This is a genomic window from Streptomyces sp. NPDC030798 (assembly GCF_055572275.1).
The window spans coordinates 112334-137736 of record NZ_JBVIDR010000011.1 but is presented as its reverse complement, the minus strand read 5'-3'; the positions used below and the strand labels follow the sequence as shown (position 1 = coordinate 137736).

Genomic DNA, 25403 nt, shown 5'->3' with positions numbered 1-25403 from the left:
AACCCCGTCGGTGATGAGGTCCCGCATGTCCACCTCGGCCCCCGCCAAGGTCCCCACCCCCGAGAAGCCGGGCGGCGCGCCCGCTCAGGGCGCCCTCGACCGCTACTTCCGGATCTCCGAGCGCGGCAGCACCCTCGCACGCGAGATCCGCGGCGGTTTCGCCACCTTCTTCGCGATGGCGTACATCATCGTGCTGAACCCGATCATCCTCAGCAGTGCGAAAGACATGTACGGGCACCACCTGGACAGTGGCCAGCTGGTGACGGCGACGGCGCTGACGGCGGCGTTCACCACGCTGCTGATGGGCGTCATCGGCAATGTGCCGATCGCGCTCGCCGCCGGTCTCGGTGTGAACTCGGTCGTCGCGCTCCAGCTCGCGCCCCGCATGTCCTGGCCGGACGCCATGGGCATGGTGGTGCTGGCCGGCTTCGTGGTCATGCTGCTGGTCGCCACGGGTCTGCGCGAGCGCGTGATGAACGCCGTGCCGTTCGGCCTGCGCAAGGCGATCTCGATCGGCATCGGCCTGTTCATCATGCTGATCGGCCTGGTCGACTCCGGCTTCGTCAGCCGTATCCCGGACGTCGCCCAGACCACCGTCCCGCTGCAGCTCGGCGCCAACGGCCATCTCAACGGCTGGCCCGTGCTGATCTTCGTTCTCGGCGCGCTGCTCACCTTCGCCCTCATCGTGCGCAAGGTGCCGGGCGCGATCCTGATCTCCATCGTCGGGATGACCGTCCTCGCGCTGATCGTCAACTCGGTCGCGAAGGTGTCGTCCTGGGGCCTGACCGTCCCGAAGTGGCCGGGCAACCCGGTGGCCACACCCGACTTCGGTCTGATCGGCAAGGTCAGCCTGTTCGGCGGCTTCTCCAAGGTCGGCGTGCTGACCGGGATCCTCTTCGTCTTCACCGTGCTGCTGTCGTGCTTCTTCGACGCGATGGGCACGATCATGGGCATCGGCGACGAGGCGAAGCTGACCGACGCGCAGGGCTACATGCCGGGCATCAACAAGGTCCTCTTCGTCGACGGCCTCGCGGTCGCGGCGGGCGGCGCCAGCTCCTCCTCGGCCACCACCGCGTTCGTGGAGTCCACGGCCGGCGTCGGCGAGGGCGCGCGCACGGGCTTCGCGAACGTCGTCACGGGCGGTCTGTTCGCGGTGGCCCTGTTCCTCACACCGGTCGCCACGATGGTCCCGTCCCAGGCGGCCACCCCGGCGCTGGTCGCGGTGGGCTTCCTGATCCTGTCGAACTCCGTCCGGGAGATCGACTGGGCGGACTACACGATCGCGATCCCGGCCTTCGTGACCATGCTGATGATGCCGTTCACCTACTCCATCACCAACGGCATCGGCATGGGCTTCATCACCTTCGTGATCCTGCGGCTGGCCGCCGGGCGGCCCAAGGACATCCCGGTCGCGATGTACGTCGTCTCGGCGGTCTTCGCCTTCTACTACCTGATGCCGGCGCTGGGGCTGACCTGAGCCGTCGTCGACGACCTCGGGCGTCAGGTGACGCCGTAGAACTTGTCGGTCTCCTCCACGGCGGTCTGGAACCGCTGGTCGAAGTCGTCCCGGATGAGCGTGCGGACCACATAGTCCTGCACGCTCATTCCTCTTTTCGCCGCGTGGTGCCGGAGCCTTTCGAGCAGCTCCCGGTCCATCCGCAGGCTGAGCACAGTGGTCCCCATGCGTATGAGGGTCGCCAGAACCGCTGGCCCGATGTGTCACTTTCCGGAACTGAGTCACTCGTTCGGGTGATCGGCGGTGGCAGTGGCGGGCATCACGGCCCTATGGGCGTGTCGCGGTAGTCCTTTAGCGAGGGTAATGAGTTACGCTAAAGAACATGCCGGACCTCACCCATGGCGACGACGCTGCCGCCGTGAACGCCCTCCGCTCCGCCGTGATGCGGCTGTCCCGTCGGCTCAAGCACCAGCGGGTCGACGAGTCGCTGAGCCCCACCGAGATGTCGGTGCTCGGCACCCTCTTCCGCTGCGGCTCCGCCACCCCGGGCGAGCTCGCCCGCAAGGAGCATGTCCAGCCCCCGTCGATGACCCGCATCGTCGCGCTGCTCGAGGCCAAGGGCCTGGTCCGGCTGGAGCCCCACCCGGAGGACCGGCGCCAGAAGGTCGTCACCCAGACCGAACAGGCCGAGGCGATGCTCGAGGAGAGCCGCCGCCGGCGCAACGCGTTCCTGGCCGGCCTGGTCGAGGGCCTGGACGAGGACGAGTGGGCCCGTCTGCGCGCCGCCGCCCCCGTGCTGGAGAAGCTCGCTCATCTGTAAGGACATGTCGCAAGGAGGCGAACCCTGTTGAGTACGGGATCCGGAGCAGCTTCCGCCCCCGCACCGACCCCTACTACCCCCCGCAAGCTGTCGATGTTCAGTTCGCTGAGGATCCGCAACTACCGCCTGTTCTTCATCGGCCAGGTCGTCTCCAACACCGGCACCTGGATGCAGCGCATCGCCCAGGACTGGCTGGTCCTCAGCCTCACCGGCTCCTCGGCGGCCGTCGGCATCACCACGGCCCTGCAGTTCCTGCCGATGCTCCTCCTCGGGCTCTACGGCGGTGTGCTGGTCGACCGCCTCCCCAAGCGCCCCGCGCTGCTGTGCACCCAGTCGGCCATGGCCGCCACGGGGCTCGCGCTGGCCGCGCTGACACTCTCCGGCCACGTCCAGGTCTGGCACGTCTACCTGGCGGCCTTCGCCGTGGGCCTCGCCACGGTGGTCGACAACCCGGCCCGGCAGTCCTTCGTCTCCGAGATGGTCGGCCCCGGCCAGCTGCAGAACGCGGTCAGCCTGAACTCGGCGAACTTCCAGTCCGCCCGCCTGGTCGGTCCCGCCGTGGCCGGCCTGATGATCACCGGTGTGGGCACCGGCTGGGCCTTCCTCGCCAACGGCCTGTCCTTCGCCGCGCCCATCGCCGGCCTGCTGCTGATGCGCGCCCGCGAACTGCACGTGGTCGAGCGCGCCCCGCGCGCCAAGGGCCAGCTCCGCGAGGGGCTGAGCTATGTGGCCAAGCGGCCGGAGCTGATCTGGCCGATCGTCCTCGTCGGGTTCATCGGCACCTTCGGCTTCAACTTCCCGGTGTGGCTGTCGGCCTACGCGGACGACGTCTTCCACTCCGGCGCCGGCGCCTACAGCCTCTTCAACACCCTGATGGCCGTCGGCTCCCTGTGCGGCGCCCTGCTCGCCGCCCGGCGCGGCACGGCCCGGCTCCGGGTGCTGATCGCCGCCGCGCTGGCCTTCGGCGCGCTGGAGATCGTGGCCGCGCTGGTGTCGTCGTACACGCTGTTCGCGCTGCTCATGATCCCGATCGGCATCTTCGGCCTGACGGTCAACGTCACGGCCAACACCGCCGTGCAGATGGCCACCGACCCCGCGATGCGCGGGCGGGTCATGGCCCTGTTCATGATGGTGTTCATGGGCGGTACGCCGCTGGGCGCGCCGCTCGTCGGCTGGGTCACCGACACCTACGGCGCCCGGGTCGGCTTCGCCCTCGGCGGCGTGGTCTCGGCCGCTGCCGCGGCCACCATCGGCCTCGTCCTGGCCCGCATCGGCGGCCTGCGCCTGTCGGTGGGCTGGCACCAGGGCCATCCGCGGGTACGGCTCGTCCCGCGCGAGCAACTGGCGCCGGCAGCGTGAGGTGCGCGGCGGGGGTCAGTCGCGGGGGAACTCGTCGGTCTTGAGGACGAGGCCGACGGGGGTGCCGGTGAGATCCAGTTCCTCGCCGAAGTCGGCCTTGAGGTCGACGGCGTACTTGCCGTCCCTGGGGTGGGTGAAGATGCGGCACTCACCCCGGTAGGGATCGGCGATGACGAAGACGGGGACCCCGGCCTTGGCGTAGGCGGTCTTCTTCGGGCCGTAGTCGTTGGCGGCGGTGCCCTTGGAGATGACCTCGGCGACGAACTCCACGTCCTCGCAGCGCCAGCGGCCCTCCTCCGTCCGAGCCGCGCCCTCGGCCATCACCGTCACGTCGGTCGCGAACCCGTTGAGATGACCCGGGTAGTCGATACGCACGTCGGACTTCACGCGCTTGCGCGGGTACTTGGTCCGCAGCTGCTCGACCATGTCCAGGATGATCTCCCAGTGGGTGTCCCGCTGAGGCGACATGAAGACGGTCCCCTCGACGATCTCGACCTTGTATCCCTCGGGGACGGGCATCTTCTCGAGCCGCTCGAACATCTCGTCGAGCGTGGTCGTGTTGTCGCTCTCGGCCATCGCGATCCTGTCTTCAAGGACGGTCATCGTGGCGCTCCTCCCCGGCCGCCCCACGTACGAGCGCAGCCGCGCGGTACAACGATACGCACGGTCGTCCGGACACGCCGGGGTGCGCGGCGGGAGACTGACCGCATGAGACTCTTCGCCGCCGTACTGCCCCCGGACGACGTCTGCGACGCGCTCGCCGGCGAGGTCGCCGCGCTGCGCGGGCTCGCGGGCGCGGACGGGCTGCGCTGGACGGACCGCGCCGGCTGGCACTTCACCCTCGCGTTCTACGGCGAGGTCGCCGACGACCTCGTACCGGAGCTGTCGGACCGCCTGTCCCGCGCGGCCCGCCGGACGGCGCCCTTCGAGCTGGCCCTCTCGGGGGGCGGTCAGTTCGGCCGGGGCAGGGCTCTGTGGGCGGGGGCCTCGGGCGGGCTGGAGGCCCTGCGGCTGCTGGCCGATCGTGCGGAGTCGGCGGCCCGGAAGGCCGGGGTGCCGATGGGGGAGCACCGCCGCTACAAGGCCCACCTGACGCTGGCGCGCAGCCGGGACGCGGTGGACGTGCGGCCGTACGTGAGTCGGCTCCGCGAGTTCGGCAGCCGGAACTGGACGGTGGCCGACCTGGCGCTGGTGCGCAGCCATCTGCCGAGGTCGGGTGTGCGGGGGGAGCAGCCGCGGTACGAGGTGGTCGCCCGCTGGGCGCTGGGCGGGGCCGGTTAGTCTCGAGTACGTGGACCCGAAAACCCGGAACCGGATCATGGCCGGTGTGCTTGTACTCCTGCTGGTGGTGGTCGCCGTGGCGGCTGCCGTGAGGTAGGGGGCACGGGAATTCCCCGCGCCCCCGGCACCTCATCGGACCGGCGTCACCAGGCGAACGCCTCCGGGGACGGACCAGGGCCCGGGAAGATCTCGTCCAGGCCGGTCAGGAGTTCCTCGGTCAGTTCCAGGTCCACCGCCTTGACCGCCGACTCGAGCTGCCCGGCGGTGCGCGGGCCGACGATCGGGCCGGTCACGCCGGGGCGGGTCAGCAGCCAGGCCAGGGCCACCTCGCCGGGCTCCAGCCCGTGCTTGTCGAGCAGGTCCTCGTAGGACTGGATCTGCGCGCGGGCGGTGGGGTCGGCCAGGGTGTCGGCGGCCCGTCCGGAGGCGCGGCGACCGCCCTGCACCTCCTTCTTGATCACTCCGCCGAGCAGTCCGCCGTGCAGCGGCGACCAGGGGATGACCCCCAGGCCGTACTCCTGCGCGGCCGGGATGACCTCCATCTCGGCGCGGCGCTCGGCGAGGTTGTACAGGCACTGCTCGCTGACCAGGCCGATGGTGCCGCCGCGCCGGGCCGCGATCTCGTTGGCCTGGGCGATCTTGTACCCGGGGAAGTTGCTGGACCCGACGTAGAGGATCTTGCCCTGCTGGACCAGGACGTCGATCGCCTGCCAGATCTCCTCGAAGGGGGTGCTGCGGTCGATGTGGTGGAACTGGTAGACGTCGATGTAGTCGGTCTGCAGCCGCTTCAGGCTCGCGTCCACGGCACGGCGGATGTTCAGCGCGGAGAGCTTGTCGTGGTTCGGCCAGGCGGCGTTGCCGTCCGCGGCCATGTTGCCGTACACCTTGGTGGCGAGCACGACCTTGTCCCGCCGGTCGCCGCCCTTGGCGAACCAGGTGCCGAGGATCCGCTCGGTGCGTCCCTTGTTCTCCCCCCACCCGTACACGTTGGCCGTGTCGAAGAAGTTGATGCCCGCGTCCAGTGCCGCGTCCATGATGGCGTGGCTGTCCGCCTCGTCCGTCTGCGGCCCGAAGTTCATCGTCCCGAGGACGAGTCGGCTGACCTTGAGTCCCGTGCGTCCAAGCTGCGTGTACTCCATGGGTACCCAGCCAACGGCTTGGAGTGCGCTCTATGCAAGGGACTTCATGTTCCGGCCGCGCTGTCGCAGGCGTGCCATAGGGTGCGCGGAGCTGCACCACTCCTGGGAGATCCGCATGCCTGTCCGTGCCCGGCTGACCGCCACCGTTCCCGCGCCGCTGCCCTCCTCGGAGGCCGACGTACCGGAGCTGCTCGGGCCGGCGGGGCGCCGACTGCTCGCCCAGCGGGGCGACGACGCCCTGGTGGTCCAGCGGCTGGACGAGGCCCTTGTACCGACGGGGGAGAGCGTGCGGGTACCCGCGCCGTGGCCCCGGCGGCGCGGGGCGTGGGCGGTGGCGCCGGACGCGACCCTGGCCGTGTTCGCGGGGGTGCACGCCGTGCGGGCGGTGGAGCCGTCGGGGGCGACGCGGTGGGAGGTCCGGCACGGCTGCTGGTACGGCGCCTGCCCCGAGTCGCACGAGAGGTACGAGGAGTACGCCGGCCGGGAGGACCACCGGTACCCGGAGCGCGGCTCGGCCGGGTTCTCGGTGGACGGCACGCTGGTGTGGGCGCATGTGCGCGGGCCGTTGTCCGTGGGGGAGTTGAGCCCGGAGGCGCTGGACGAGTGGCTGGTGCTGGACGCCGTGGACGGGCGGGTGCTGGCGCGGGCCGACGCCCGGGCGGCCGCGGCCGGCAGCTTCCATCTGCCGCACCCGTCCGATCCGGGGCAGATGGGGCTGAGCATCGGGGAGGGGCAGGACGGGGCGCCGCTGCGCTGGGGTCGCTGGGACGGGCGGACCCTGGCCGTGGAGTACGTCGAGGGCGACCTGGCCCTGATGGGCGTGAGCCCCTCGGGCCGGCGGCTGATGACCGTGTCCCACGACCAGGACGCGCTGGCCGTGCGCGACACGAGCGGTGCCGTCCTGGAGGGGCTGGAGTGGGACGCCGAGACCGCCCTGCCCCGGCATCCCGACGCCGGTCCCGAGAACGACGAGGCGCTGCCCTACTGGGACTGGGCCGGCGGCTTCGTCGACGAGACGACCCTGGTCGGCTCCACCGTGGAGGGCGACGAGGAGTGGGGCGAGGGCCGGCACTGGATCATCGGCACGTCCGGCGACCGCACGCCCGTGCGGGTCACCTACCCGGTCCCGGTCGGCACCCGTCCCCCCACCGCGCCGGGCGACGGCACCTGGGTCACGTCGTCCGAGTCGGGGGACGCCCTGTACGTGTGGGCGCTGGACTAGTCACGCGGGAAGCGGTCGGTCTTCAGGACGAGGTCGGCCACGGTGCCGGTGAGGTCGATGTCGGTGCCGAAGTCGACGGGTGTCCGGGTCTCGTAGTCGCCGTCCTTGGGATCGGTGTAGACGTAGCAGCGCCCCTGATAGGGATCGGCGATGAGGTAGAGCGGGACCTCGGCGACCGCGTAGGCGGTTTTCTTCCGTCCGTAGTCGTTGGGGGCCGTACCGTCGGAGATGACCTCGGCGACGAACTCGACGTCCTGGTACCTCCAGTGGCCCGTGTCGTCCTTCTTTGCCGAGTCCTTGAGCAGGGCGATGTCCGGGCAGAAGCCGTTCTCGTGGCCGGGGAAGTCGATTCGGACATCCGAGAACACCTTGATGTCCCTCCCGAACCTGTCCTCGAGAGCCCAGAGAAGCTCACGGATGATCAGCCAATGCGTGTCCCGCTGCGGCGTCATGAAAACACTGCCCCCGACGATCTCGACCCTGAATCCTTCGGGGACGGGCATGCGCTCAAGCCGTTCGAACCAGTCGTCCAAACGCTTGGTGTTGGCGTCGGCGTCGGCCATCTCGATCCTGTCTTCCAGGATGGTCATCGTGGCGCTCCTCCCCGGCTGCCCCCTGTTCAAACGCAGCCGCGCGGTACAACGATACGCACGGTGACCGGGAGACGCCGGAGTCCGGTCAACCCGTTCCCGCCACGTACGCCTGTCCGACTCCCCATGCCTCCCACATCGCCGCCGCGAACGTCGAGGCGATCCGGTGCTCCCCGCTCGCGTTGGGGTGGGTGCCGTCGTAGGTGTCGGCGTGGATGTCGTAGCCGTCCGGCGGGGAGGCCAGCAGGAGGGGGGAGCGGGGCTCGTCCAGGTCGGCGACCGTCTTGGCGAGCAGGACGTTGAAGAGGTCCACCTGGGCGGCGAAGGGCGCGTCCGCCTCGGCCCGGATGTTCGGGATGACGGGAAGCAGCACCATGCGGATGCGCGGGTTGGCCTCCCGGGCGCCGGCGACGAAGGCCCGCACGTTCTGCGCGGTCTGCTCGGCGTTCGTGTAGAAGCCCAGGTCGATCAGGCCGAGGGAGACCAGCAGCACGTCGGCACGGTGCTCCCGCACCGCCGGGCCGATCAGCGGAGCCATGTGCAGCCAGCCCTCGCCCCAGCCGGCCAGGTGGGCGCGGGGGAAGCCGGGGTCGGCGTAGGCCAGTGAGGTCGGGGCGTCGGCCTCCTTGTCGTACAGGGTCTCGCGCGGGCCCACGAAGGTGAACGGGCCGCCGTACGACATGCGCAGGTGCTGCCACAGCCGGTGACGCCATGTGTGCTCGCCCGCGCTCCCGATCGTCATGGAGTCGCCCACGGGCATGAACCTAAGCATCCGCTCATGATGGACGATCACGCGCGCGGGTGGGGTGTGAGGCCCACCACGTCCGGCGAATCCCCCACGGAAATGGCAGTCTTGGTGCATGCGTCGACCGTTCGCCCTGCTCGCCGGGGTCCTCCTCGCCGGTGCCTGTGCCCTGCCCGCCTCCGCCGCCGACGGCGACCAGGGCTTCACGATCAAGGACCCGAGGATCACCGAGTCCAGCGGCCTCGCCGCCTCCCATCTGCACCCCGGCATCTACTGGACGCACAACGACAGCGCCGACGGGCCCTACATCTACGCGGTGGACAGCCGGACCGGGAAGACCGTCGCCACCGTCACCCTGCGCGGCATCGGCACCCCGCGCGACGTGGAGTCCATCTCCATCGGCCCGGACCACCAGATCTACGTCGGCGACATAGGTGACAACTTCGGCGGCAAATGGCCGTACGTGTGGATCTACCGGCTGCCCGAGCCGAAGGTCCTCAAGGACCAGACGGTCACGGCCACCCAGTACGTCGTGAAGTACTCCAACGGGCCGCGCGACGCCGAGTCGCTGCTCGTGCACCCGAAGACCGGGCGCGTCTACATCATCGACAAGAAGGAGGACGGGGGCCACCTGTACGAGGGGCCGGCCCACCTCTCCACCTCCGGCGCCAACATCTTCAAGCCGATCGCCCCCGTCGACCTGTGGGCCACCGACGCGGCCTTCTCCCCGGACGGCCGCCAACTGGCCGTGCGGGGCTACTTCGGCGGGATCTACTACGACTGGAACGGCGGCGACATCAAGCGCGAGGGGCGCCTCGACGTACCCCTGCAGGGCCAGGGCGAGTCCCTCACCTATTCGGCCGACGGCACCAAACTGATGTACGGCAGCGAGGGCGCCGGCAGCTCGGTGGACGCCGAGAACGCGCCCGGCGGCGGCCACTCCGCCAAGTCCCCGTCCACCGGCGGCGGCTCCTCCTCCACCGGCAACGGCACGAGCACCGACTCCGGCAGCATCAAACTCGGCGCGGTGGTCGTGGTGGCGGGCGCGGCCGCCCTCTTCGGGCTGCTGCGGCTGCGGCGGCGGGGCTGAGGATCACCCGTACGGCATCTCCCGCGGGGCGCGGACGCGGCGGCGCGGGCAGGCTGAAGGTGCTTGCGGGGACGGACCGGGGACGTGTCCCGCCTCTGTGATGGGAGGGACGGGAGGAACGATGCGCGGTCATGCCATGCGCGCCGCCCGACGGGGCCACCTGATCCGCCGGGGCGCGACCGCGCCCGGCCTGTCCGTCCCGGCCGCGGCGACCACCGCCGGGGCCGCGCCGCGACTGACCCCCGCTCTCGCCGAAGTCGTGCACGCCCGCTGCGCCGATCTGCCGCTCAGCGGTCGGTTCAGCACCGACTCCCCACTGCTGCTCTTCCCCGGGTTCACCGCGTTCCCGCCCGGCCCGACCGTCCCGCCGTCCCCGATCCGGCCCGCCCGGGGCCTGGTGACCGGCACGGGAACCGGGGACATCACGGCCCGCGCCGCCTCCGTCCGCGTCCCCCGGCCCTGACCGCCGTACGCCGGATGCCGTGACATGAGGAAAAGGCACATGGCCCGCAGCCTGCGCAGAGCGCTGTGTGCCACCGCCGCGCTCCTCCTGCTCCTCACCGCCACCCCCACGGCACGAGCGACCGCCACCCCGGGAGCCGGCTACTGGCACACCAGCGGCCGGCGGATCCTGGACGCCGCCGGTCAGGCGGTGCGCATCGCCGGCATCAACTGGTTCGGCTTCGAGACGTCCAACCACGTCGCCCACGGGCTCTGGACCCGCGACTACAAGAGCATGATCGACCAGATGAGGTCGCTGGACTACAACACCCTGCGGCTGCCCTACAGCGACGACATCCTCAAGCCCGGCACCCTGCCCGCCCGCCTCGACTTCTCCGACGGCAAGAACGCCGACCTGAAGGGGCTGAACTCGCTGCAGGCCCTGGAGAAGATCGTGACGTACGCCGGCCAGTCGGGCATGAAGGTCATTCTCGACCGGCACCGGCCCGACTCCAGCGGCCAGTCGGCCCTCTGGTACACCGCCTCCGTGCCCGAGTCGACCTGGATCGCCAACCTCCAGGCCATGGCCGCCTACTTCCGGGGCCGGGACACGGTCATCGGCATCGACCTGCACAACGAACCGCACGATCCGGCCTGTTGGGGCTGCGGCGACCCGGCCCTCGACTGGCGCCTCGCCGCCCAGCGCGCCGGGGACGCCGTCCTCACCGTCAACCCGGACCTGCTGATCTTCGTCGAGGGCGTGCAGACGTACAACGGCGCCGCCAACTGGTGGGGCGGCAACCTGATGGGGGTCGGGCAGTACCCCGTACAGCTCAGCGTGCCGAACCGGGTCGTCTACTCCGCTCACGAGTACGCCACCAGCGTCGCCCACCAGACCTGGTTCGACGATCCGTCGTTCCCCGCCAACCTGCCCGGGCACTGGGACGCGTACTGGGGGTACATCTTCAAGCAGAACATCGCGCCGGTGTGGATCGGCGAGTTCGGTACGACCCTGAAACCGGCCGTGGACCAGAAGTGGCTGACGGCGCTGGTCAGTTATCTGATCCCGACGACGGACCCGGCGGACGGCGGCGATGCCTTCCAGTGGACCTTCTGGTGCTGGAACCCCGACTCGGACGACACCGGCGGCATCCTCGAGGACGACTGGACGACACCGGACACGGTGAAGGACGCGTACCTGGCGATCATCAAGGCGCCCGGTTTCCCGCCCGGCTGACGACGAGGGCGCCCGGTGCGGCACCGGGCGCCCTCTCTCGTGCAGGCGGTGACTACAGCTTCTCGATCACGTAGTCGACGCACTTCGTCAGGGCCTCGACGTCCGCCGGGTCGATCGCCGGGAACATCGCGATGCGCAGCTGGTTGCGGCCGAGCTTGCGGTACGGCTCGGTGTCGACGATGCCGTTGGCGCGCAGCACCTTGGCGACGGCTGCCGCGTCGATCTCGTCGGCGAAGTCGATCGTGCCGATGACCTGCGAGCGCTTGGCCGGGTCGGAGACGAACGGGGTCGCGTACTTGGACTCCTCCGCCCAGGAGTACAGACGGGACGAGGAGTCCTTCGTACGGGCGGTGGACCAGGCGAGGCCGCCCTGGCCGTTCAGCCACTCCAGCTGCTGGTTCAGCAGGAAGAGGGTGGCGAGGGCCGGGGTGTTGTACGTCTGGTTCTTGCGGGAGTTGTCGATCGCCGTCGGCAGCGAGAAGAACTCCGGGACGTGGCGGCCGGAGGCGTGGACGCGCTCGGCACGCTCGATCGCGGCCGGGGAGAAGACGCCGATCCACAGGCCGCCGTCGGAGGCGAAGGACTTCTGCGGGGCGAAGTAGTAGACGTCGGTCTCGGAGACGTCCACCGGGAGGCCGCCCGCGCCGGACGTGGCGTCCACGAGGACGAGCGCGCCCTCGTCGGCGCCCTCGACCCGCTTGATCGGCATGGCGACACCGGTCGAGGTCTCGTTGTGGGTGAAGGCGTAGACGTCGACACCCGCCTCGGCCTGCGGCTCCGGGTGGGTGCCCGGGTCGGCGGCGATGACGGTCGGCTCGGCCAGCCAGGGGGCGAGCTTGGCCGCCTTGGCGAACTTCGAGGAGAACTCGCCGAAGGTGAGGTGCTGCGACTTGTTCTCGATCAGGCCGTGGGTGGCGATGTCCCAGAAGGCGGTGGAGCCGCCGTTGCCGAGGACGACCTCGTAACCCTCGGGGAGGGAGAACAGGGAGCTGATGCCCTCGCGGACCTGACCCACGAGGTTCTTGACGGGGGCCTGGCGGTGGGAGGTGCCCAGCAGAGACGTACCGGTGGCGGCGAGGGCGTCCAGCGCCTCGGTGCGCACCTTGGAGGGGCCAGCGCCGAAGCGTCCGTCGGCGGGCTTGATGTCAGCGGGGATCTGGATGTCGGCCACGGAAGGAGGTTAGCCGCTGGAGGAAACCGGGGCGAAACCTCGTCCGTCCGGTGAGACGGTGTCGCGCCCCACCACCCGCCCCCCACCGGAGGCTCCCGCCCCGCCCCCGGGCTCTCCGCCCCCGCCCCCGGGCTCACGGCTCCGCAGGCCCCCGTTCAGCAGGAGCCTGGTTTGCTGGGGGGATGGCAGATCTTGTGGGCGAGTTGCGGCGGGTGGTGCGGGGCGAGGTCGGGTTCGATGCGATGTCCCGCGCGTTGACGACCATGGACGCGTCGAACTACCGCCGGGTCCCGCTCGGTGTGGTCGCGCCCCGGGACTCCGACGACGTGGCGGCCGTGCTGGAGGTGTGCCGGGCGCGCGGGGTGCCGGTGGTCGCGCGGGGCGGCGGGACGTCCATCGCGGGGCAGGCGACCGGTACCGGCGTGGTGCTGGACTTCACCCGGCACATGAACCGGCTGCTGTCGCTGGACCCCGGGACGCGCACGGCCGTCGTACAGCCCGGTCTGGTCCTCGACCGCCTCCAGGAGGCCGCCGCCCCGCACGGCCTCCGCTTCGGCCCCGACCCCGCCACGCACAGCCGCTGCACCCTCGGCGGAATGATCGGCAACAACTCGTGCGGCGCCCACTCGGTCGCCTGGGGCACGACCGCGGACAGCGTGCGCGAGCTGTCCGTCGTCACCGCGCGCGGACAGCGCCTGCGCCTCGGCCGGGACTGGGCCGGAGCCCCGGACGGACTGCGGGAGCTGGTGGAGGGCGATCTGGCGCGTCTGCGCACCGGCTTCCCCGAGCTGCCCCGCCGGATCTCCGGCTACGCCCTCGACGCCCTGCTGCCCGAGAAGGGCGCCGACGTCGCCCGCTCCTTCTGCGGCTCCGAGGGCACCCTCGGCATCCTGACCGAGGCGGCCGTACGGCTGGTGGAGGTACCCCGCGCGCGTGCCCTCGCGGTCCTCGCGTACGGCGACGAGAGCGCCGCCGCCGAGGCAGCCGCAGGCCTGCTGCCGCTCGGGCCGCTGACGGTGGAGGGCATGGCCGCCGACCTGGTGCGCTCCCCGGCCGGGCTGCCGGGCGGCGGTGCCTGGCTGTTCGTGGAGACCGGAGGGGAGACGGCGGGCGAGGCACGCGCGCGTGCGGAGGCGATCGTCCGCGCGGCCGACGTCGTGGGCGCGTCGGTCGTCGCGGACCCGGCGGCCCAGCGCGCCCTGTGGCGCATCCGGGAGGACGCGGCGGGTACGGCCACCCGGATGCCGGACGGGACGGAGGCCTGGCCCGGCTGGGAGGACTGCGCGGTGCCGCCCGCCCGGCTCGGCACCTACCTGCGCGACTTCCGCGCCCTCCTCGCCGCCCACGACCTGCGCGGCGCGCCGTACGGCCACTTCGGCGACGGCTGCATCCACGTCCGTATCGACTTCGACCTGCTCACCGAGGCCGGCGTCGGCCGCTTCCGGCGCTTCTCCGAGGAACTGGCCGACCTGGTCGTCGCCCACGGCGGCTCGCTGTCCGGGGAGCACGGCGACGGTCAGGCCCGCGCGGAGCTGCTGCCGCGGATGTACGGCGAGCAGACGGTACGGCTCTTCGAGCGCGCCAAGGCGGTCTGGGACCCCAACGACCTGCTCAACCCCGGCATGCTGGTCCGCCCGGCCCCCCTCGACGCCAACCTCCGCTTCTCCGTCCTGCCCCGCCGCCCGGTGGACGTCGCCTTCGGCTACCCCGCCGACGGCGGTGACTTCGGCGCCGCCGTCCGCCGCTGCGTCGGCGTCGCCAAGTGCCGTACGACCAGGGCGGCCGGGCCCGAGGTGATGTGCCCCTCCTTCCGGGCGACCGGCGAGGAGGAGCACTCGACGCGGGGCCGGGCCCGGCTGCTGCACGAGATGCTCGCCGGCGAGATCGTCACCGACGGCTGGGCGTCGACGGAGGTCCGTGACGCCCTCGACCTGTGCCTGTCCTGCAAGGGCTGCCGCTCGGACTGCCCGGTGGGGGTCGACATGGCCACCTACAAGGCGGAGTTCCTCCACCACCACTACGCGGGCCGCCTCCGCCCGGCCGCCCACTACGCCCTGGGCCGCCTCCCGCAGTGGCTGCGCTGGGTCGCCCGTACCCGCACGGCTCCGCTCCTCAACCGGCTGGCGTCCGTGGACCTCGCGGCACGTCTGGCCGCACGTCTGGCCGGGATCACACCCGAGCGGAGGATCCCGCGGATCGCCGAGGAGACCTTCACCCGCTGGTGGCACCGCCGGGCCACCGGACGCCCCTTCGCCCGCCGGCCGCGGCGCCGAGGTGCCGGCAGCGCCGCCGGCCGGCTGGTCGTACTCTGGCCGGACACCTTCACCGAGCACCTCTCGCCCTCGGTCGGCCGGGCGGCCGTACGCGTGCTGGAGGCCGCCGGACTGAGAGTGACCCTCCCCCCGACGCCACGGCCGGGCGGCCGGAGCCGGGCCGGGAACGGCCCGGCGGCGCCGGTGACCGCGCTGCTGACGGCCCGCCGGGGTCACGTCTGCTGCGGCCTGACCTACCTCTCCACGGGCCAGCTCGACCGCGCCCGCGCCGTACTGCGCCGCACCCTGGACCTGATGGAGCCGGTGCTGCGGGCCGGAGTGCCGGTCGTCGTCCTGGAACCGAGCTGCGCGGCGGCGCTCCGCGGCGACCTCCCGGAACTCCTGCACGACGATCCCCGCGCCGCCCGCCTCGCCTCGGCGGTCCTCACCTTCGCCGAGGCACTGGAACGCCACGCCCCCGACTGGACCCCGCCCGCCGTCGACCGCCCGGTCGCCGGACAGACCCACTGCCACCAGCACGCCGTCCTCGGCGACACCGCCGACCGCCGCCTGCGCGAGTCCGCCGGACTGACCGGGGACCTGGCCGGCGGCTGCTGCGGCCTGGCCGGCAACTTCGGCTTCGAAAAGGGCCACTTCGAGGTCTCCCGCGCCTGCGCCGAGGAACAACTGCTCCCGGCGGTACGAGCGGCCACCGACGGCACGGTGATCCTGGCGGACGGCTTCTCGTGCCGCACCCAGCTCGAGCAACTGGCGGGGGTGCGGGGACGACACCTGGCGGAGGTGCTGGCGGAGGGGCTGGACGGCGGATCGGCGCACCGAACCTGACCGGGGCCGAACGGGTGCGCCGCCCGTCCTCCCACCCCCTGCGCTACGCCGGGCGGCGGACACGCGAGCCCTGCGGGTTCGCAGTCCCAGGGGCAGCAGGGCAGGCTTCGTAGGGTGGCCGGACCGGCACTCGTGAAGGAGCTCCGCGCATGCCCCTCAGCCTCCGCCCCATCAGCCGTGCCGAGCACCTCGCGTTCGTGGCCTCCTCGCCCTCGGTCAGTCATATGCAGGTGCCGTCGTGGGGGGACGTGAAGCCGCACTGGGAGGCGGAGAGCCTGGGGTGGTTCGAGCAGGGTGGGCGGCTGGTGGGGGTGGGGCTGGTGCTGTTGCGGCCGTTGCCCCGGGTGCGGCGCTACCTGGCGTACCTGCCCGAAGGGCCGGTCATCGAGTGGCACGCCCCGGATCCGGAGCGGTGGCTGGAGCCGATGCTGGCCCACCTGAGGAGGCGGGGCGCGTTCTCCGTGAAGATGGGGCCGCCCGTGGTGGTGCGGCGGTGGAGCCCCGAGGCGGTCAAGGCGGCGATCGCCGACCCGGACGCGCACCGGCTGCGCGACGCGGAGCCGACGTCGTACGACCCGCGCGCCGGTGAACTCGCCGAGCGGCTGCGCCGCATGGGCTGGCGGCGGGCCGAGCCGGGCGGCGAGGACGGCTTCGCCGCCGGACAGCCCCGGTACGTCTGCCAGGTGCCGCTCGCCGGGCGGTCGCTGGAGGACGTCCGGCGCGGCCTCAACCAGCAGTGGCGGCGCAACGTCAAGAAGGCGGAGAAGGCGGGCGTCAAGGTCGTCCGCGGGGGCTACGAGGACCTGCCCGTCTTCTACGAGCTCTACCGCGAGACCGCCGAGCGCGACCGGTTCGTGCCGCGCCCGCTGCCGTACTTCCAGCGCATGTGGACGGCGCTCACCGCCGAGGACCCCGACCGCATGCGGCTGTACCTCGCCCACCACGACGGCGACGTCCTGGCCGCGGCGACCATGCTGATCGTCGGCGGCCATGTCTGGTACTCCTACGGCGCCTCCACGAGCCGCAAGCGCGAGGTGCAGCCGAACAACGCCATGCAGTGGCGGATGATGTGCGACGCCCACGAACTCGGCGCCCACGTCTACGACTTCCGGGGCATCGCCGACACCCTGGAGGAGTCCGACCACCTGCTCGGTCTGCTCCGCTTCAAGGTGGGCGCCGGCGGCGAGGCCGTCGAGTATCTGGGCGAATGGGACTTTCCGCTCAACCGACTGCTCCACAAGGCGCTGGGCGTCTATCTCTCCCGGCGCTGAGCCCCCCGTTTCGCAAGCCGGCTCCCAGCTTCACAAGAGAATTCTCAGGTTCGGCGGCGTCCCTCAGGAACCGCTCAGGTAATCCCAGGTTCTCACAGCACCCCTTTGCCTTTTTTACCGTTCGCGCGCCCTGGTGGCGTGTAGTTTCTTTGGTGTCGGGAACGCCGGACGCGGAATTCCCGGACCACAGAACTGCTAAGAACCAGGAGTCGGAAATGAGCTTCAAGAAGCTTGCCCCGCTGCCCCCCAAGCCCAAGTCGAAGCAGCTTCCGCCGCCGCCGAAGCCGAAGCCGAAGAAGCACGCGCACAAGCCGCTGCCCAAGCCGCTGCCCGGTCACGACCACTGATCCGGGGCTGACCGCGAAGGGGTCGACGGTGCATCGTCGACCCCTTTTGCCTTTCATTCGGAAAAGTCGTTCGTTCGAGCGCGGCATTCAACACGGTTGTCCGGGAGGAAATCCGATGACTGACGAGGGTGACGAATTCGAGTACGGAACCCCCACCATTCCCGCCCGGACAGCGTTCCGCCGTTTCTGGCCGCTGACGAAGGGCCTCAGGAAGTGGCTGCTCCTCGTCTGGCTGTGCACGGTCGTCTCCGCGCTCGCCGAGACCGAGGCCGTCCTGCTCTTCGGCGACCTCACCGACCACGCCCTGGCGAAGGGCTCGCTCGGCGCGTTCTGGGCCCCGGCCGTGAAGTGGCTGGGCGTCGCGGTGGTCGGCGCGGCCGTCGCGTACGCGGGCAACTCCCTCGCCGCGTGGGCGACCGAGCGGTTCGTGATGCGGCTGCGCGAACACGTCTTCGACCATGTCCAGCAGCTGCCCCCGCACTTCTTCCAGCGCCACCGCCAGGGCGATCTGCTCTCCCGGCTGACCGGCGACGTCGAGGCGATCGAGACCATGGTCGTGTCCGGCCTGGTCGGTGCCGCCTCGGCCGCCTTCTCGGCGCTGTTCTACGCGGCCGCCGCGTTCTGGCTGCGCTGGGACCTGGCCGCCGCCACCTTCGTCCTCGCGCCTCTGTTCTGGCTGGCCGCCCGCCGTTTCTCCGGCGCCATCAAGGACGTCTCCCGCGAGGGCCGGGTCGCCGACGGCGCGATCACCTCCGTCGTCGAGGAGTCCCTCGGCAACATCGTGCTGACCCAGGCGTACGACCGGCGGGACGCCGAACGCCGGCGGCTGCGCGAGGAGGCGAACGCCTGGTTCCGCGCCTCCGTCCGCTCCACCCGCCTGAACGAGGCGTACGAGCAGCTCGTCCAGATCATCGAGACCGTGTGCGTGCTCGCTGTGATCGGCATCGGCGCCTGGGAGATCTCCACCGGCCGGATGACCCTCGGCCAACTGCTCGCCTTCGCCGCGTTCCTCGGCTACCTCTACCCGCCGGTGCGCGGCCTCGCCCAGCTCGGCCTCACGGTGACCGCGGCCACGGCGGGCGCCGAGCGGCTCATCGAGATCCTGGACGTCGCCCCCTCGGTCACCGACCCCCCGCGCGGCACCGAGGCCGGCCGCCCGGACGGCACCGTCGAGGTCCGGGGCGTCTCCTTCCGCTACCCGGGCGCCGACCGTGCCGCCCTGGAGAACCTGTCCTTCACCGTCAACCCCGGCGAGCTCGTCATCGTCACCGGCCCGAGTGGCGCCGGAAAGTCCACGGTCTCCAAGCTCCTGCTCCGCTTCTACGACCCGGAGGCGGGCGAGGTCCTCCTGGACGGCGTGCCGCTGCGCGACTTCCCGCTGGCCCGCCTGCGCGCGTACGTCACCCTCCTCCCGCAGGAGACCCTGGTGCTGCACGACACGGTGCGCGCCAACATCGCCTGCGGCCGGCCCGGCGCCAGCGACCGGGCGATCGAGGAGGCGGCGCGGGCGGCCGACGCGCACGACTTCATCGTCCGCCTCCCCGACGGCTACGACACCGAGGTCGACCCCCACTCGGCCCGCCTGTCCGGCGGCCAGCTCCAGCGCCTGGCCATCGCCCGCGCCATTCTGCGCGACGCACCCGTCCTGGTCCTGGACGAGCCGACCACCGGGCTGGACGCGATGGCCGCCCGACGCGTGGTCAAGCCGTTGCGCCGGCTGATGACGGGCCGTACGACCATCATGATCACCCACGATCTGAACCTTGCCCCGGACGCCGACCGCATCCTGGTCGTCGACCGCGGCCGGATCGTCGAGACCGGCCGCCACGAGGAGCTGCTCGCCCGGGGCGGGGCGTACGCGCGGCTGCACCGCTCGCAGAACAACGCGGCGATGGACACGGCCGAGCTGCGCATGCCGCTGTGGCAGGAGCACCCCAGGGCGCCGGCGCCGACGCCGGTCTACGCACAGGCTCCCGGGTACGCGGACTACGGCACCGTGCCCTCGCACCTGTCCGACGGCCGCCCGCTCTTCCGCGACGAGGAGGTCTGGCCCGGCGGATGATGTCACCATGTGGGACAGTGGCATAAAGGATTTACGCACCTGTCTAAGGTCATTACCCTGAACCTGCCAGTGCATCGTGATGAACGCAGTCGATCGAGCGGCAGGACCCACCGTGAGCGTCACCCCCCGTACCTCGAGCCCCGCCACGCCGACCCCGGTCGCCCGTGCCGGAGGGCGCGGCCGCCTCGGCTCGTTCGGCCCCGTCGGGCTGGTGCTGGCCGGCGGGGTCTCCGTCCAGTTCGGCGGGGCGCTCGCGGTGACCCTGATGCCGCGTGCCGGCGCGCTCGGCGTCGTCACCCTGCGGCTCATCGCGGCGGCCGTGGTGCTGCTCCTGGTCTGCCGCCCCCGGCTGCGCGGCCACTCGCGCACCGACTGGGGCACGGTGGTCGTCTTCGGCATCACCATGGGCGCGATGAACGGCCTCTTCTACGAGGCGGTGGCCCGCATCCCGCTGGGCCCCGCGGTCACCCTCGAGGTCCTCGGGCCGCTCACCCTGTCCGTCCTCGCCTCCCGCCGCGCGATCAACGCACTCTGGGCGGGTCTCGCCCTGACGGGCGTCTTCCTGCTCGGCGGAGGAGGCTTCAGTGATCTCGACCCCCTGGGTGTCGCCTTCGCCCTGGGCGCCGGCGCCATGTGGGCGGCCTACATAGTCTTCAGTGCCCGTACGGGCCGCCGCTTCCCCCAGGCGGACGGGCTGGCCCTCGCCATGGCGGTCGCGGCCCTCCTCATCCTGCCCCTGGGCATCGCCGACGCCGGCCACCGTCTGCTGAACCCCACCACCGTCGCGCTCGGCTCGGCGGTGGCGCTGCTCTCCTCGGTCCTGCCCTACACCCTGGAACTCCTGGCCCTGCGCCGCCTGCCCGCGTCCACCTTCGCCATTCTCATGAGCCTGGAACCGGCCCTCGCGGCCACGGCCGGCTTCCTGATCCTCGGCCAGGCCCTCTCCGTCGCGGAGGCGGCCGCGATCGCCCTGGTCATCGCGGCGAGCATCGGCGCGGTGCGCACCCAGGTCGGCGGCGGCAGGGCCCGACGCGTGCGGGCCGCCCCGGACGCCTGACGCACCTGACGCACCACGTCCGGGGGCGGGCTCACCGGGCCGGCTTCTCCCACACCGACACGTGCTGCCGGCTCTCGCTCGTGAACGGCTCCCGCGTCCAGCCCTCCCACCGCTCACGCAGCCGCAGCCCGGCCAGCCGCGCCATCAGGTCCAGCTCGGCCGGCCAGACGTACCGGAACGGGACGGAAAGGTGGGTGGCGTGGCCGTCCACCACACGCACATGGTGCGAGCTCATGGCCTGCGTCGCCACGTCGTACAGGTCGAAGCCCAGCCGCTCCCCGTCCACCCGGAACGGCACCGCGTCCTGCCCGGGCGGCAGCCGGCGCAGGTCGGGCACCATGACCTCGACCACGAAGCAGCCGCCCGGCTCCAGATGGGCCGCCGCGTTGCGGAAGCAGTCCACCTGGGCATCCTGGGAGGTCAGGTTCATGATCGTGTTGAACACCAGGTAGGCGACGGAGAAGCCACCCTCCACCCGTGCCGTGGTGAAGTCCCCGACGGTCACGCCGATCGCGTCACCGCCCGGCTTGGCCCGCAGCCGCTCCACCATGGCCCGCGACAGATCGACCCCGTGCACCTCGACCCCACGCGCCGCCAGCGGCAGCGCGATCCGCCCGGTGCCGATCCCCAACTCCAGGGCCCGGCCGCCCTCACCCGCCAGCTCCGCCAGGAACTCGACGGCCGGGTCCACGACCGTGGGGTCGAACATCTCCGCCGCCGACTCGTCGTACGTCGTCGCGACGGACTCTCCGAAGTAACCGTCCTCATCGAGCATCCGTCGACCGTACGGGGAGCAACGCGCCGGCGCGCCCGAATTTCCGGCAGCGGGCGCGGGAAGGCGCGGGTCGCTCGGGCCGGGCGAGGGCGGGTCCCGCGCGACTCGCCCCGCCGGACGGATCCGGCGGGGCGAGCCCGGCGACGGTCAGCCGATGGCCATCTTGTACTTCCAGCCGCCGCCGCTGTTGCTGACGATCTCGGTGCCCGAGCCCTGCAACTCGGTGCGCGAGCCCGCGTAGAACCGGACGGATCCGTCTGTCCGCAGGGTCCAGATGTCCGGAATTCCGTCGCCGTTGGCGTCCGGCGTGCCCATCAGGAAGCGGATGCTCGTACTGGACCAGCCCGAGGCGCCGTACTGGTCGTCCACGCCCTTGGCGGAGTTGGCCGCCGAGCCGAGCGAGACCAGGTCCACGCCGTTCGAGGCGCCCGGCTTGCCGGTGCGCAGCAGCAGGCGGCCCGAGGCGTCGCTGCGGTAGACCAGGTCGGTGACGCCGTCGCCGGTGATGTCCTGCACGGTGACGATGTCGCGATCCGTCCAGGCCGAGCCCGACAGCCGTACCGCCTGCTGCACCGACGCACCGTTGTAACCGACCAGGGCCCAGAAGGCGTCGCCGACGGTGACGAACAGGTCGGGCAACCCGTCGCCCGTCGCGTCACCCGCCGACACGATCTGGCTGATGGTTGCCGGGTCGGGCGCGTTCGAGGGCAGCAGGATCCGCTGGCGTCGGTCGATGTCGACAGCGCCGTATCCGTCTCCGGGGTAGACCCACAGGGCGCCCTCCCGGACGGCCACCAGGTCCTGGAGCCCGTCGCCGCCGTAGACATCACCCAGATGGGTGATCAGGGTGTTCTTCCAGTAACCGGACGGGGCCGAGGCGAAGGCGGGCAGGCCGTCGTCGCCGTTGGGGTCCTTCTCCGGGTTGGCGCGGTAGGCGCCCGACATGGAGTAGTCCAGGTCGCCGGAACCCTTGAGCAGGTCCTTGGTGCTCTCCGAGGGGTACAGCCGCAGGTTGCCGTTGCCGTCCACGACCATCAGGTCGGGCAGCGCGTCCCCGGTGAAGTCGCCGGGTGCGTCGGCCTTGTCGCGGGGAGTGACGTAGAAGAAGTACTTCAGCGGGGCCGAGACATTGCCGGCGTCGTCCACCGCCCGCACGTACAGGACGTTCGGTCCGGCCAGCGGCGGCTTCACCCCGGAGACCGTGGTCGTCGTCGACGTGGCCGCACCGTTCGTGCGGGACACGGAGAAGGGGTACGAGGCCTGGTTGAAGCCGTACTCGAAGCGGACGACGTCGGTCTGGCGGGCGCGGAAGGTGAAGCTGCCGGCCGTGCCGAACTTCACGGCGCTCCAGGCCGCGTCCTCCGTGTCGTTGTTGAACCCGTTGTCCTTGGCATCCGCGTCGGGGAACTGTGTCGAAGAGGCCGTCGGCGGGGACGGCCGCTGGCTGTCGAAGACGAACCGGCACGGCGTCTTGGAGGGCGCGTAGCCCGAGGTGGCCCCGAACTTGTCGAAGGCCTTGGCGCGCCACGAGTAGGTGGTGCCGTTGACCAGTTTCAGCCCGCCGGTGCCGCTGCCCGTGGGGAAGGGGTCGGTGTGCACCCGCGCCGAGCCGGTCTGGCTGCCCACCGACACCCGGCCCTTGCTGCCCAGGAGGCTGGTGGTGCTGCCTCCGGTGGGCCACAACTCGAAGTGGAGGGAGGCCAGGTTGCCGTCCTTGTCGCTGCTGTCGCCCCAGAAGGTGAGCGAGGAGGCGCCGACGTTGAGGTAGGGGCTCGTGGTGTCACACCTCAGGTCGGGGTCGAGGTCGAGGCGGGACGGGGCCGCCGGTGGACGGTTGTACGCCAGGTCGACGTACGGGTCGTTGCCGCCGTTGGCCGCGAACTTCTTCCACGAGTACTGCGAGTGCTCGTCGGCGGCCTTGAAGCCGATCGTCATCGTCGACCAGCCGCCCGCGACGGCCTTCTTGGCGCTGTCCTTGACGTCGAAGGCGACGTATTCGTCCGGGCAGGAGCCGGACTTCCAGCCGTGCGCGAAGCTCGCGCCGCCGATCTTGTTGCCGCTGGTCATCGCCGGGGCGTTCTTCCAGTTCGTCTTCGAACTGATCGGGCCGGTCAGATGCACGGTCATCGTGCGCGCGCTGCACGACCAGGAGTACGTCTCGAGCGCGTGCAGCTTGGCGCTCTCCACGGTCGCACCCTTGAGGTCCGGGTCCCAGTCGATGCTGAAGAAGGAGCGCGAGGTGCCCCAGGTGTCGGACTCGAAGCCGACCCGTGCCTCGTCGGTGCCGCCCTTGTTGAAGTTCTTGCCGTTGTAGAACGACGCGTGGGGGTGGCGGCTGTAGGCCGTCGTCCAGTCGTTGGTGTGCTTCTTGACCGACGGGTCGATGAAGACCGGGTAGACCGTCGAGGGGTCGGTCAGGAAGTCCTGGTCGGGTGTCAGCACCCAGTCGCCGTCGTCCAGATCGCTGTCGACCAGCGTCCCGTGGGAGTCGGGCTGCGGACCGTTGATGCCGGGCAGGGACAGGGTGGCCGAGCTGCCCGTGTGGGTCGGCTCGGGCGACGGCTCGGGCGGCGCGGAGGCATCGGTCCCGGTGGTGGCCGACGGATCGGCCGCCTCGTCGGTGGCGTCCGGCAGCACCTCGTGGAACTCGTCTCCCTGGTCGTCGTCGATCATCGTGTCCGACGGCTCGGGCGAGGCCGAGGACGACTCGTCCGGGTCGTCGGACCCGGCGGGGGAGTCGGAGGGGATCACCTCCGGGGCGGTCGGGGACGCGCTCGAGCCGCCCTGGCCGTCGGTGACCGTGGGGGTGCCGGCACTGTCCCACATCAGGGGGGTCGGTGATTCGGCGATGTCGTGGTCCGCGGAGTCGGCCGCGGTGACGATGCCCGTGACCGGATCCAGCTTGAAGTACAGAGTCGGCGAGGACAGGCCGTAGGCGAGCCGGGCCACCCGGGGATCGGCCGCCGCCGCGCGGGTCTTGACCACCAGCAGCTGCGAGAACCCGCCGTCGGCCGCGGTGAGGACGAGATCGGCGCCCGGCAGGATCTCCGGGTACAGCGCGCGCGGACCGTCGATGACCGGTTGCGGTATCGCGTCCGGCCAGGTCAGCACGATGTCGTGGCCGTCGACGGCGAGCGTGACCAACGGGTTGCCCGCCGCCGTTGCGGAGTCCGCGGCAGCCGGCGCGGCGGCGGGCAGCAGGGACACCCGCCGCACGCCCGCGCGGTTCGCCCGCGTGCCGTGTGCGGCGCTGCCGCCGGAGAACACCATGTGGGTGTTGGTCGCCTTGGGGGACCAGCCGCCCGGAACTCGCGCCAGGTCCGGGTCGACGGCCTTCCACACGCCGTCGGCCTTCGCCCGGACCGGGGTGGCGTGGATGCGGCGCCACAGCTGCCCGTCGGGCCCGGCCCACGTCGTGGAGTAGGGCGTGCGCATCGCCGTCGCCTCGACGGCCCTGCCGGTCCTCCGGGCCCGTACCGCCGCGTCCGTCTCGCTCAGCGGCGCATGCCGGCCGGCGGCGGGTCGCCCGTGGGCGGGAGCAGGCCCGTCCTGGCCGCTCAGTCCGGCCCAGGTGAGGCCGGAGGCCACGACGAAGGCGGCCACGACGGCCGCGAGTGATCGGCGCCCTGGCATACGGCGCCAGCTGCTCGGCATGAGCGAGGTTCCCTTCCCCCTGGGAGAACCGGTCCGGGACTGTGCACCGGCCGCGTTCCCGTGGCGTGTCACGCGGGCACGGGCAGGCGGCCGGTGCCTCGAGGCGTCCGGATCCGGGTGTGACGAATGTGAGCAGATGATGGCTCACGCCGGGTCGACCGTCACGCCCGGCGGCGGGGAACCGCGCGCGGTGCCCGTGCGTTGTCCGGACGGGTGGCGGCGCGCGGTCCGACGGCGCGCGGCATCCGTGCCGCGGGACGACTTGACCCGTACCGCATCGCAACGGCGCATTTGGCGCGCCGATTTGAAGACATGTGGCCTGAAAGAAGCCCCAAGGGATCGTCATGTCCCTTGATCCCTGCCCTTGTTCGTGTGTGACGCCTGTGGTGCGCTATCCCGCCCCTCGAACGGAAACGTTCCACTTTGCTGACGTGATCACCATCACGTCGTCACTCATGATCTGGAGTTTCTTCACAGTCGCCCCACAGAATCGGCCCGTTCACTGGCGACATCCGTGCCCTGACCGGATGTCGCCGACTGCCGTTCGGGGGGACCCTCTTCGTGCCTGCATTCCTGCCTGCCGCGCGC

Annotated in this window: 20 protein-coding genes and 1 pseudogene; 13 read left to right on the top strand and 8 right to left on the bottom strand. The window is 71.5% G+C overall.

Annotated features, from left to right (window positions below):
* Positions 1-25: 25 nt before the first annotated feature.
* Entirely contained in the window at positions 26-1477 is a 1452-nt protein-coding gene (locus ACZ404_RS24885; RefSeq protein WP_468443424.1) for an NCS2 family permease, read from the top strand.
* Positions 1478-1500: 23 nt separating this feature from the next.
* Here ACZ404_RS24885 and ACZ404_RS24880 read toward each other — a convergent pair whose 3' ends face one another.
* On the bottom strand, positions 1501-1683 hold the full coding sequence (locus ACZ404_RS24880) for a ribbon-helix-helix protein, CopG family (RefSeq protein WP_468443422.1): 183 nt from the start codon (positions 1681-1683) through the stop codon (positions 1501-1503).
* 155 nt (positions 1684-1838) lie between these two features.
* Here ACZ404_RS24880 and ACZ404_RS24875 point away from each other — a divergent pair, with 155 nt between their 5' ends.
* A complete protein-coding gene (locus ACZ404_RS24875; protein WP_468443420.1) occupies positions 1839-2276 on the top strand; it encodes a MarR family winged helix-turn-helix transcriptional regulator in 438 nt (145 codons plus the stop codon).
* A gap of 27 nt (positions 2277-2303) precedes the next feature.
* Positions 2304-3635: an MFS transporter gene (locus ACZ404_RS24870; RefSeq protein WP_468443418.1), complete on the top strand. Its 1332-nt coding sequence runs from the start codon at positions 2304-2306 to the stop codon at positions 3633-3635.
* Between the two features lie 15 nt (positions 3636-3650).
* Here ACZ404_RS24870 and ACZ404_RS24865 read toward each other — a convergent pair whose 3' ends face one another.
* Complete coding sequence (locus tag ACZ404_RS24865; protein WP_468443416.1) at positions 3651-4238, bottom strand: Uma2 family endonuclease; 588 nt, start codon at positions 4236-4238, stop codon at positions 3651-3653.
* A 105-nt stretch (positions 4239-4343) separates the two neighbouring features.
* Here ACZ404_RS24865 and thpR point away from each other — a divergent pair, with 105 nt between their 5' ends.
* Positions 4344-4916, top strand: a complete 573-nt coding sequence (gene thpR / locus ACZ404_RS24860; protein WP_468443414.1) for an RNA 2',3'-cyclic phosphodiesterase — start codon at positions 4344-4346, stop codon at positions 4914-4916.
* Between the two features lie 143 nt (positions 4917-5059).
* Here the strand turns inward: thpR and ACZ404_RS24855 are convergent, their stop codons facing one another.
* Positions 5060-6055 carry an aldo/keto reductase gene (locus ACZ404_RS24855; protein ID WP_468443412.1) on the bottom strand — a complete coding sequence of 332 codons (996 nt, stop codon included), beginning with the start codon at positions 6053-6055 and terminating at the stop codon, positions 5060-5062.
* A 115-nt stretch (positions 6056-6170) separates the two neighbouring features.
* On the opposite strand from ACZ404_RS24855, the gene ACZ404_RS24850 reads away from it, so the two are divergent.
* Entirely contained in the window at positions 6171-7277 is a 1107-nt protein-coding gene (locus ACZ404_RS24850) for a hypothetical protein (RefSeq protein WP_468443410.1), read from the top strand.
* On the opposite strand, the gene ACZ404_RS24845 is transcribed toward ACZ404_RS24850, so the two are convergent.
* Both ACZ404_RS24845 and ACZ404_RS24840 read right to left on the bottom strand, forming a co-directional pair.
* Positions 7274-7867 (bottom strand): Uma2 family endonuclease, encoded by a 594-nt coding sequence (locus ACZ404_RS24845; protein WP_468443408.1) that lies wholly within the window; start codon positions 7865-7867, stop codon positions 7274-7276. The two genes, ACZ404_RS24850 and ACZ404_RS24845, sit on opposite strands and share 4 nt — an antisense overlap.
* A gap of 88 nt (positions 7868-7955) precedes the next feature.
* The gene (locus ACZ404_RS24840; protein ID WP_468443406.1) at positions 7956-8639 is read right to left on the bottom strand and encodes a GDSL-type esterase/lipase family protein; all 684 of its coding nucleotides are present in this window, start codon (positions 8637-8639) and stop codon (positions 7956-7958) included.
* Positions 8640-8727: 88 nt separating this feature from the next.
* Between ACZ404_RS24840 and ACZ404_RS24835 the strand changes: the two genes are divergently transcribed.
* The 3 genes and pseudogenes from ACZ404_RS24835 to ACZ404_RS24825 all read left to right on the top strand — a co-directional run.
* Positions 8728-9702 (top strand): TolB-like translocation protein, encoded by a 975-nt coding sequence (locus ACZ404_RS24835; RefSeq protein WP_468443404.1) that lies wholly within the window; start codon positions 8728-8730, stop codon positions 9700-9702.
* A gap of 121 nt (positions 9703-9823) precedes the next feature.
* Entirely contained in the window at positions 9824-10165 is a 342-nt protein-coding gene (locus ACZ404_RS24830) for a hypothetical protein (protein WP_468443402.1), read from the top strand.
* A 39-nt stretch (positions 10166-10204) separates the two neighbouring features.
* Positions 10205-11377 (top strand): annotated as a pseudogene (locus ACZ404_RS24825) (glycoside hydrolase family 5 protein); the annotation flags it as partial.
* 55 nt (positions 11378-11432) lie between these two features.
* Here the strand turns inward: ACZ404_RS24825 and serC are convergent.
* Complete coding sequence (serC, locus tag ACZ404_RS24820) at positions 11433-12551, bottom strand: phosphoserine transaminase (protein ID WP_468443400.1); 1119 nt, start codon at positions 12549-12551, stop codon at positions 11433-11435.
* Between the two features lie 182 nt (positions 12552-12733).
* Between serC and ACZ404_RS24815 the strand changes: the two genes are divergently transcribed.
* The 5 genes from ACZ404_RS24815 (at position 12734) to ACZ404_RS24795 (ending at position 20386) form a co-directional block, all read left to right on the top strand.
* Positions 12734-15649 carry an FAD-binding and (Fe-S)-binding domain-containing protein gene (locus ACZ404_RS24815; RefSeq protein WP_468443398.1) on the top strand — a complete coding sequence of 972 codons (2916 nt, stop codon included), beginning with the start codon at positions 12734-12736 and terminating at the stop codon, positions 15647-15649.
* A 149-nt stretch (positions 15650-15798) separates the two neighbouring features.
* Positions 15799-16920 (top strand): lipid II:glycine glycyltransferase FemX, encoded by a 1122-nt coding sequence (locus tag ACZ404_RS24810; protein WP_468443396.1) that lies wholly within the window; start codon positions 15799-15801, stop codon positions 16918-16920.
* Between the two features lie 215 nt (positions 16921-17135).
* Positions 17136-17267 (top strand): hypothetical protein, encoded by a 132-nt coding sequence (locus tag ACZ404_RS24805; protein WP_468443394.1) that lies wholly within the window; start codon positions 17136-17138, stop codon positions 17265-17267.
* Positions 17268-17382: 115 nt separating this feature from the next.
* The gene (locus ACZ404_RS24800) at positions 17383-19329 is read left to right on the top strand and encodes an ABC transporter ATP-binding protein (RefSeq protein ID WP_468443392.1); all 1947 of its coding nucleotides are present in this window, start codon (positions 17383-17385) and stop codon (positions 19327-19329) included.
* Between the two features lie 79 nt (positions 19330-19408).
* Positions 19409-20386 carry an EamA family transporter gene (locus ACZ404_RS24795; RefSeq protein ID WP_468443390.1) on the top strand — a complete coding sequence of 326 codons (978 nt, stop codon included), beginning with the start codon at positions 19409-19411 and terminating at the stop codon, positions 20384-20386.
* 31 nt (positions 20387-20417) lie between these two features.
* On the opposite strand, the gene ACZ404_RS24790 is transcribed toward ACZ404_RS24795, so the two are convergent.
* A complete protein-coding gene (locus ACZ404_RS24790) occupies positions 20418-21161 on the bottom strand; it encodes a class I SAM-dependent DNA methyltransferase (RefSeq protein WP_468443388.1) in 744 nt (247 codons plus the stop codon).
* A 147-nt stretch (positions 21162-21308) separates the two neighbouring features.
* Positions 21309-24815, bottom strand: coding sequence for a DNRLRE domain-containing protein (locus tag ACZ404_RS24785; RefSeq protein ID WP_468443386.1), 3507 nt, complete (start codon positions 24813-24815; stop codon positions 21309-21311).
* Between the last annotated feature and the right edge of the window lie 588 nt (positions 24816-25403).

What these genes read in the sequence shown, in the direction of transcription:
- ACZ404_RS24800 (WP_468443392.1), top strand. Translation starts at nt 17,383, where the DNA reads ATGACTGACGAGGGTGACGAATTCGAGTACGGAACCCCCACCATTCCC.
- ACZ404_RS24845 (WP_468443408.1), bottom strand. Translation starts at nt 7,867, where the DNA reads ATGACCATCCTGGAAGACAGGATCGAGATGGCCGACGCCGACGCCAAC.
- ACZ404_RS24835 (WP_468443404.1), top strand. Translation starts at nt 8,728, where the DNA reads ATGCGTCGACCGTTCGCCCTGCTCGCCGGGGTCCTCCTCGCCGGTGCC.
- ACZ404_RS24850 (WP_468443410.1), top strand. Translation starts at nt 6,171, where the DNA reads ATGCCTGTCCGTGCCCGGCTGACCGCCACCGTTCCCGCGCCGCTGCCC.
- ACZ404_RS24880 (WP_468443422.1), bottom strand. Translation starts at nt 1,683, where the DNA reads ATGGGGACCACTGTGCTCAGCCTGCGGATGGACCGGGAGCTGCTCGAA.
- ACZ404_RS24795 (WP_468443390.1), top strand. Translation starts at nt 19,409, where the DNA reads ATGAACGCAGTCGATCGAGCGGCAGGACCCACCGTGAGCGTCACCCCC.
- ACZ404_RS24840 (WP_468443406.1), bottom strand. Translation starts at nt 8,639, where the DNA reads ATGCTTAGGTTCATGCCCGTGGGCGACTCCATGACGATCGGGAGCGCG.
- ACZ404_RS24805 (WP_468443394.1), top strand. Translation starts at nt 17,136, where the DNA reads ATGAGCTTCAAGAAGCTTGCCCCGCTGCCCCCCAAGCCCAAGTCGAAG.
- thpR (WP_468443414.1), top strand. Translation starts at nt 4,344, where the DNA reads ATGAGACTCTTCGCCGCCGTACTGCCCCCGGACGACGTCTGCGACGCG.
- ACZ404_RS24830 (WP_468443402.1), top strand. Translation starts at nt 9,824, where the DNA reads ATGCGCGGTCATGCCATGCGCGCCGCCCGACGGGGCCACCTGATCCGC.
- ACZ404_RS24790 (WP_468443388.1), bottom strand. Translation starts at nt 21,161, where the DNA reads ATGCTCGATGAGGACGGTTACTTCGGAGAGTCCGTCGCGACGACGTAC.
- ACZ404_RS24865 (WP_468443416.1), bottom strand. Translation starts at nt 4,238, where the DNA reads ATGACCGTCCTTGAAGACAGGATCGCGATGGCCGAGAGCGACAACACG.
- ACZ404_RS24855 (WP_468443412.1), bottom strand. Translation starts at nt 6,055, where the DNA reads ATGGAGTACACGCAGCTTGGACGCACGGGACTCAAGGTCAGCCGACTC.
- ACZ404_RS24885 (WP_468443424.1), top strand. Translation starts at nt 26, where the DNA reads ATGTCCACCTCGGCCCCCGCCAAGGTCCCCACCCCCGAGAAGCCGGGC.
- ACZ404_RS24810 (WP_468443396.1), top strand. Translation starts at nt 15,799, where the DNA reads ATGCCCCTCAGCCTCCGCCCCATCAGCCGTGCCGAGCACCTCGCGTTC.
- ACZ404_RS24875 (WP_468443420.1), top strand. Translation starts at nt 1,839, where the DNA reads ATGCCGGACCTCACCCATGGCGACGACGCTGCCGCCGTGAACGCCCTC.
- ACZ404_RS24815 (WP_468443398.1), top strand. Translation starts at nt 12,734, where the DNA reads ATGGCAGATCTTGTGGGCGAGTTGCGGCGGGTGGTGCGGGGCGAGGTC.
- ACZ404_RS24785 (WP_468443386.1), bottom strand. Translation starts at nt 24,815, where the DNA reads ATGCCGAGCAGCTGGCGCCGTATGCCAGGGCGCCGATCACTCGCGGCC.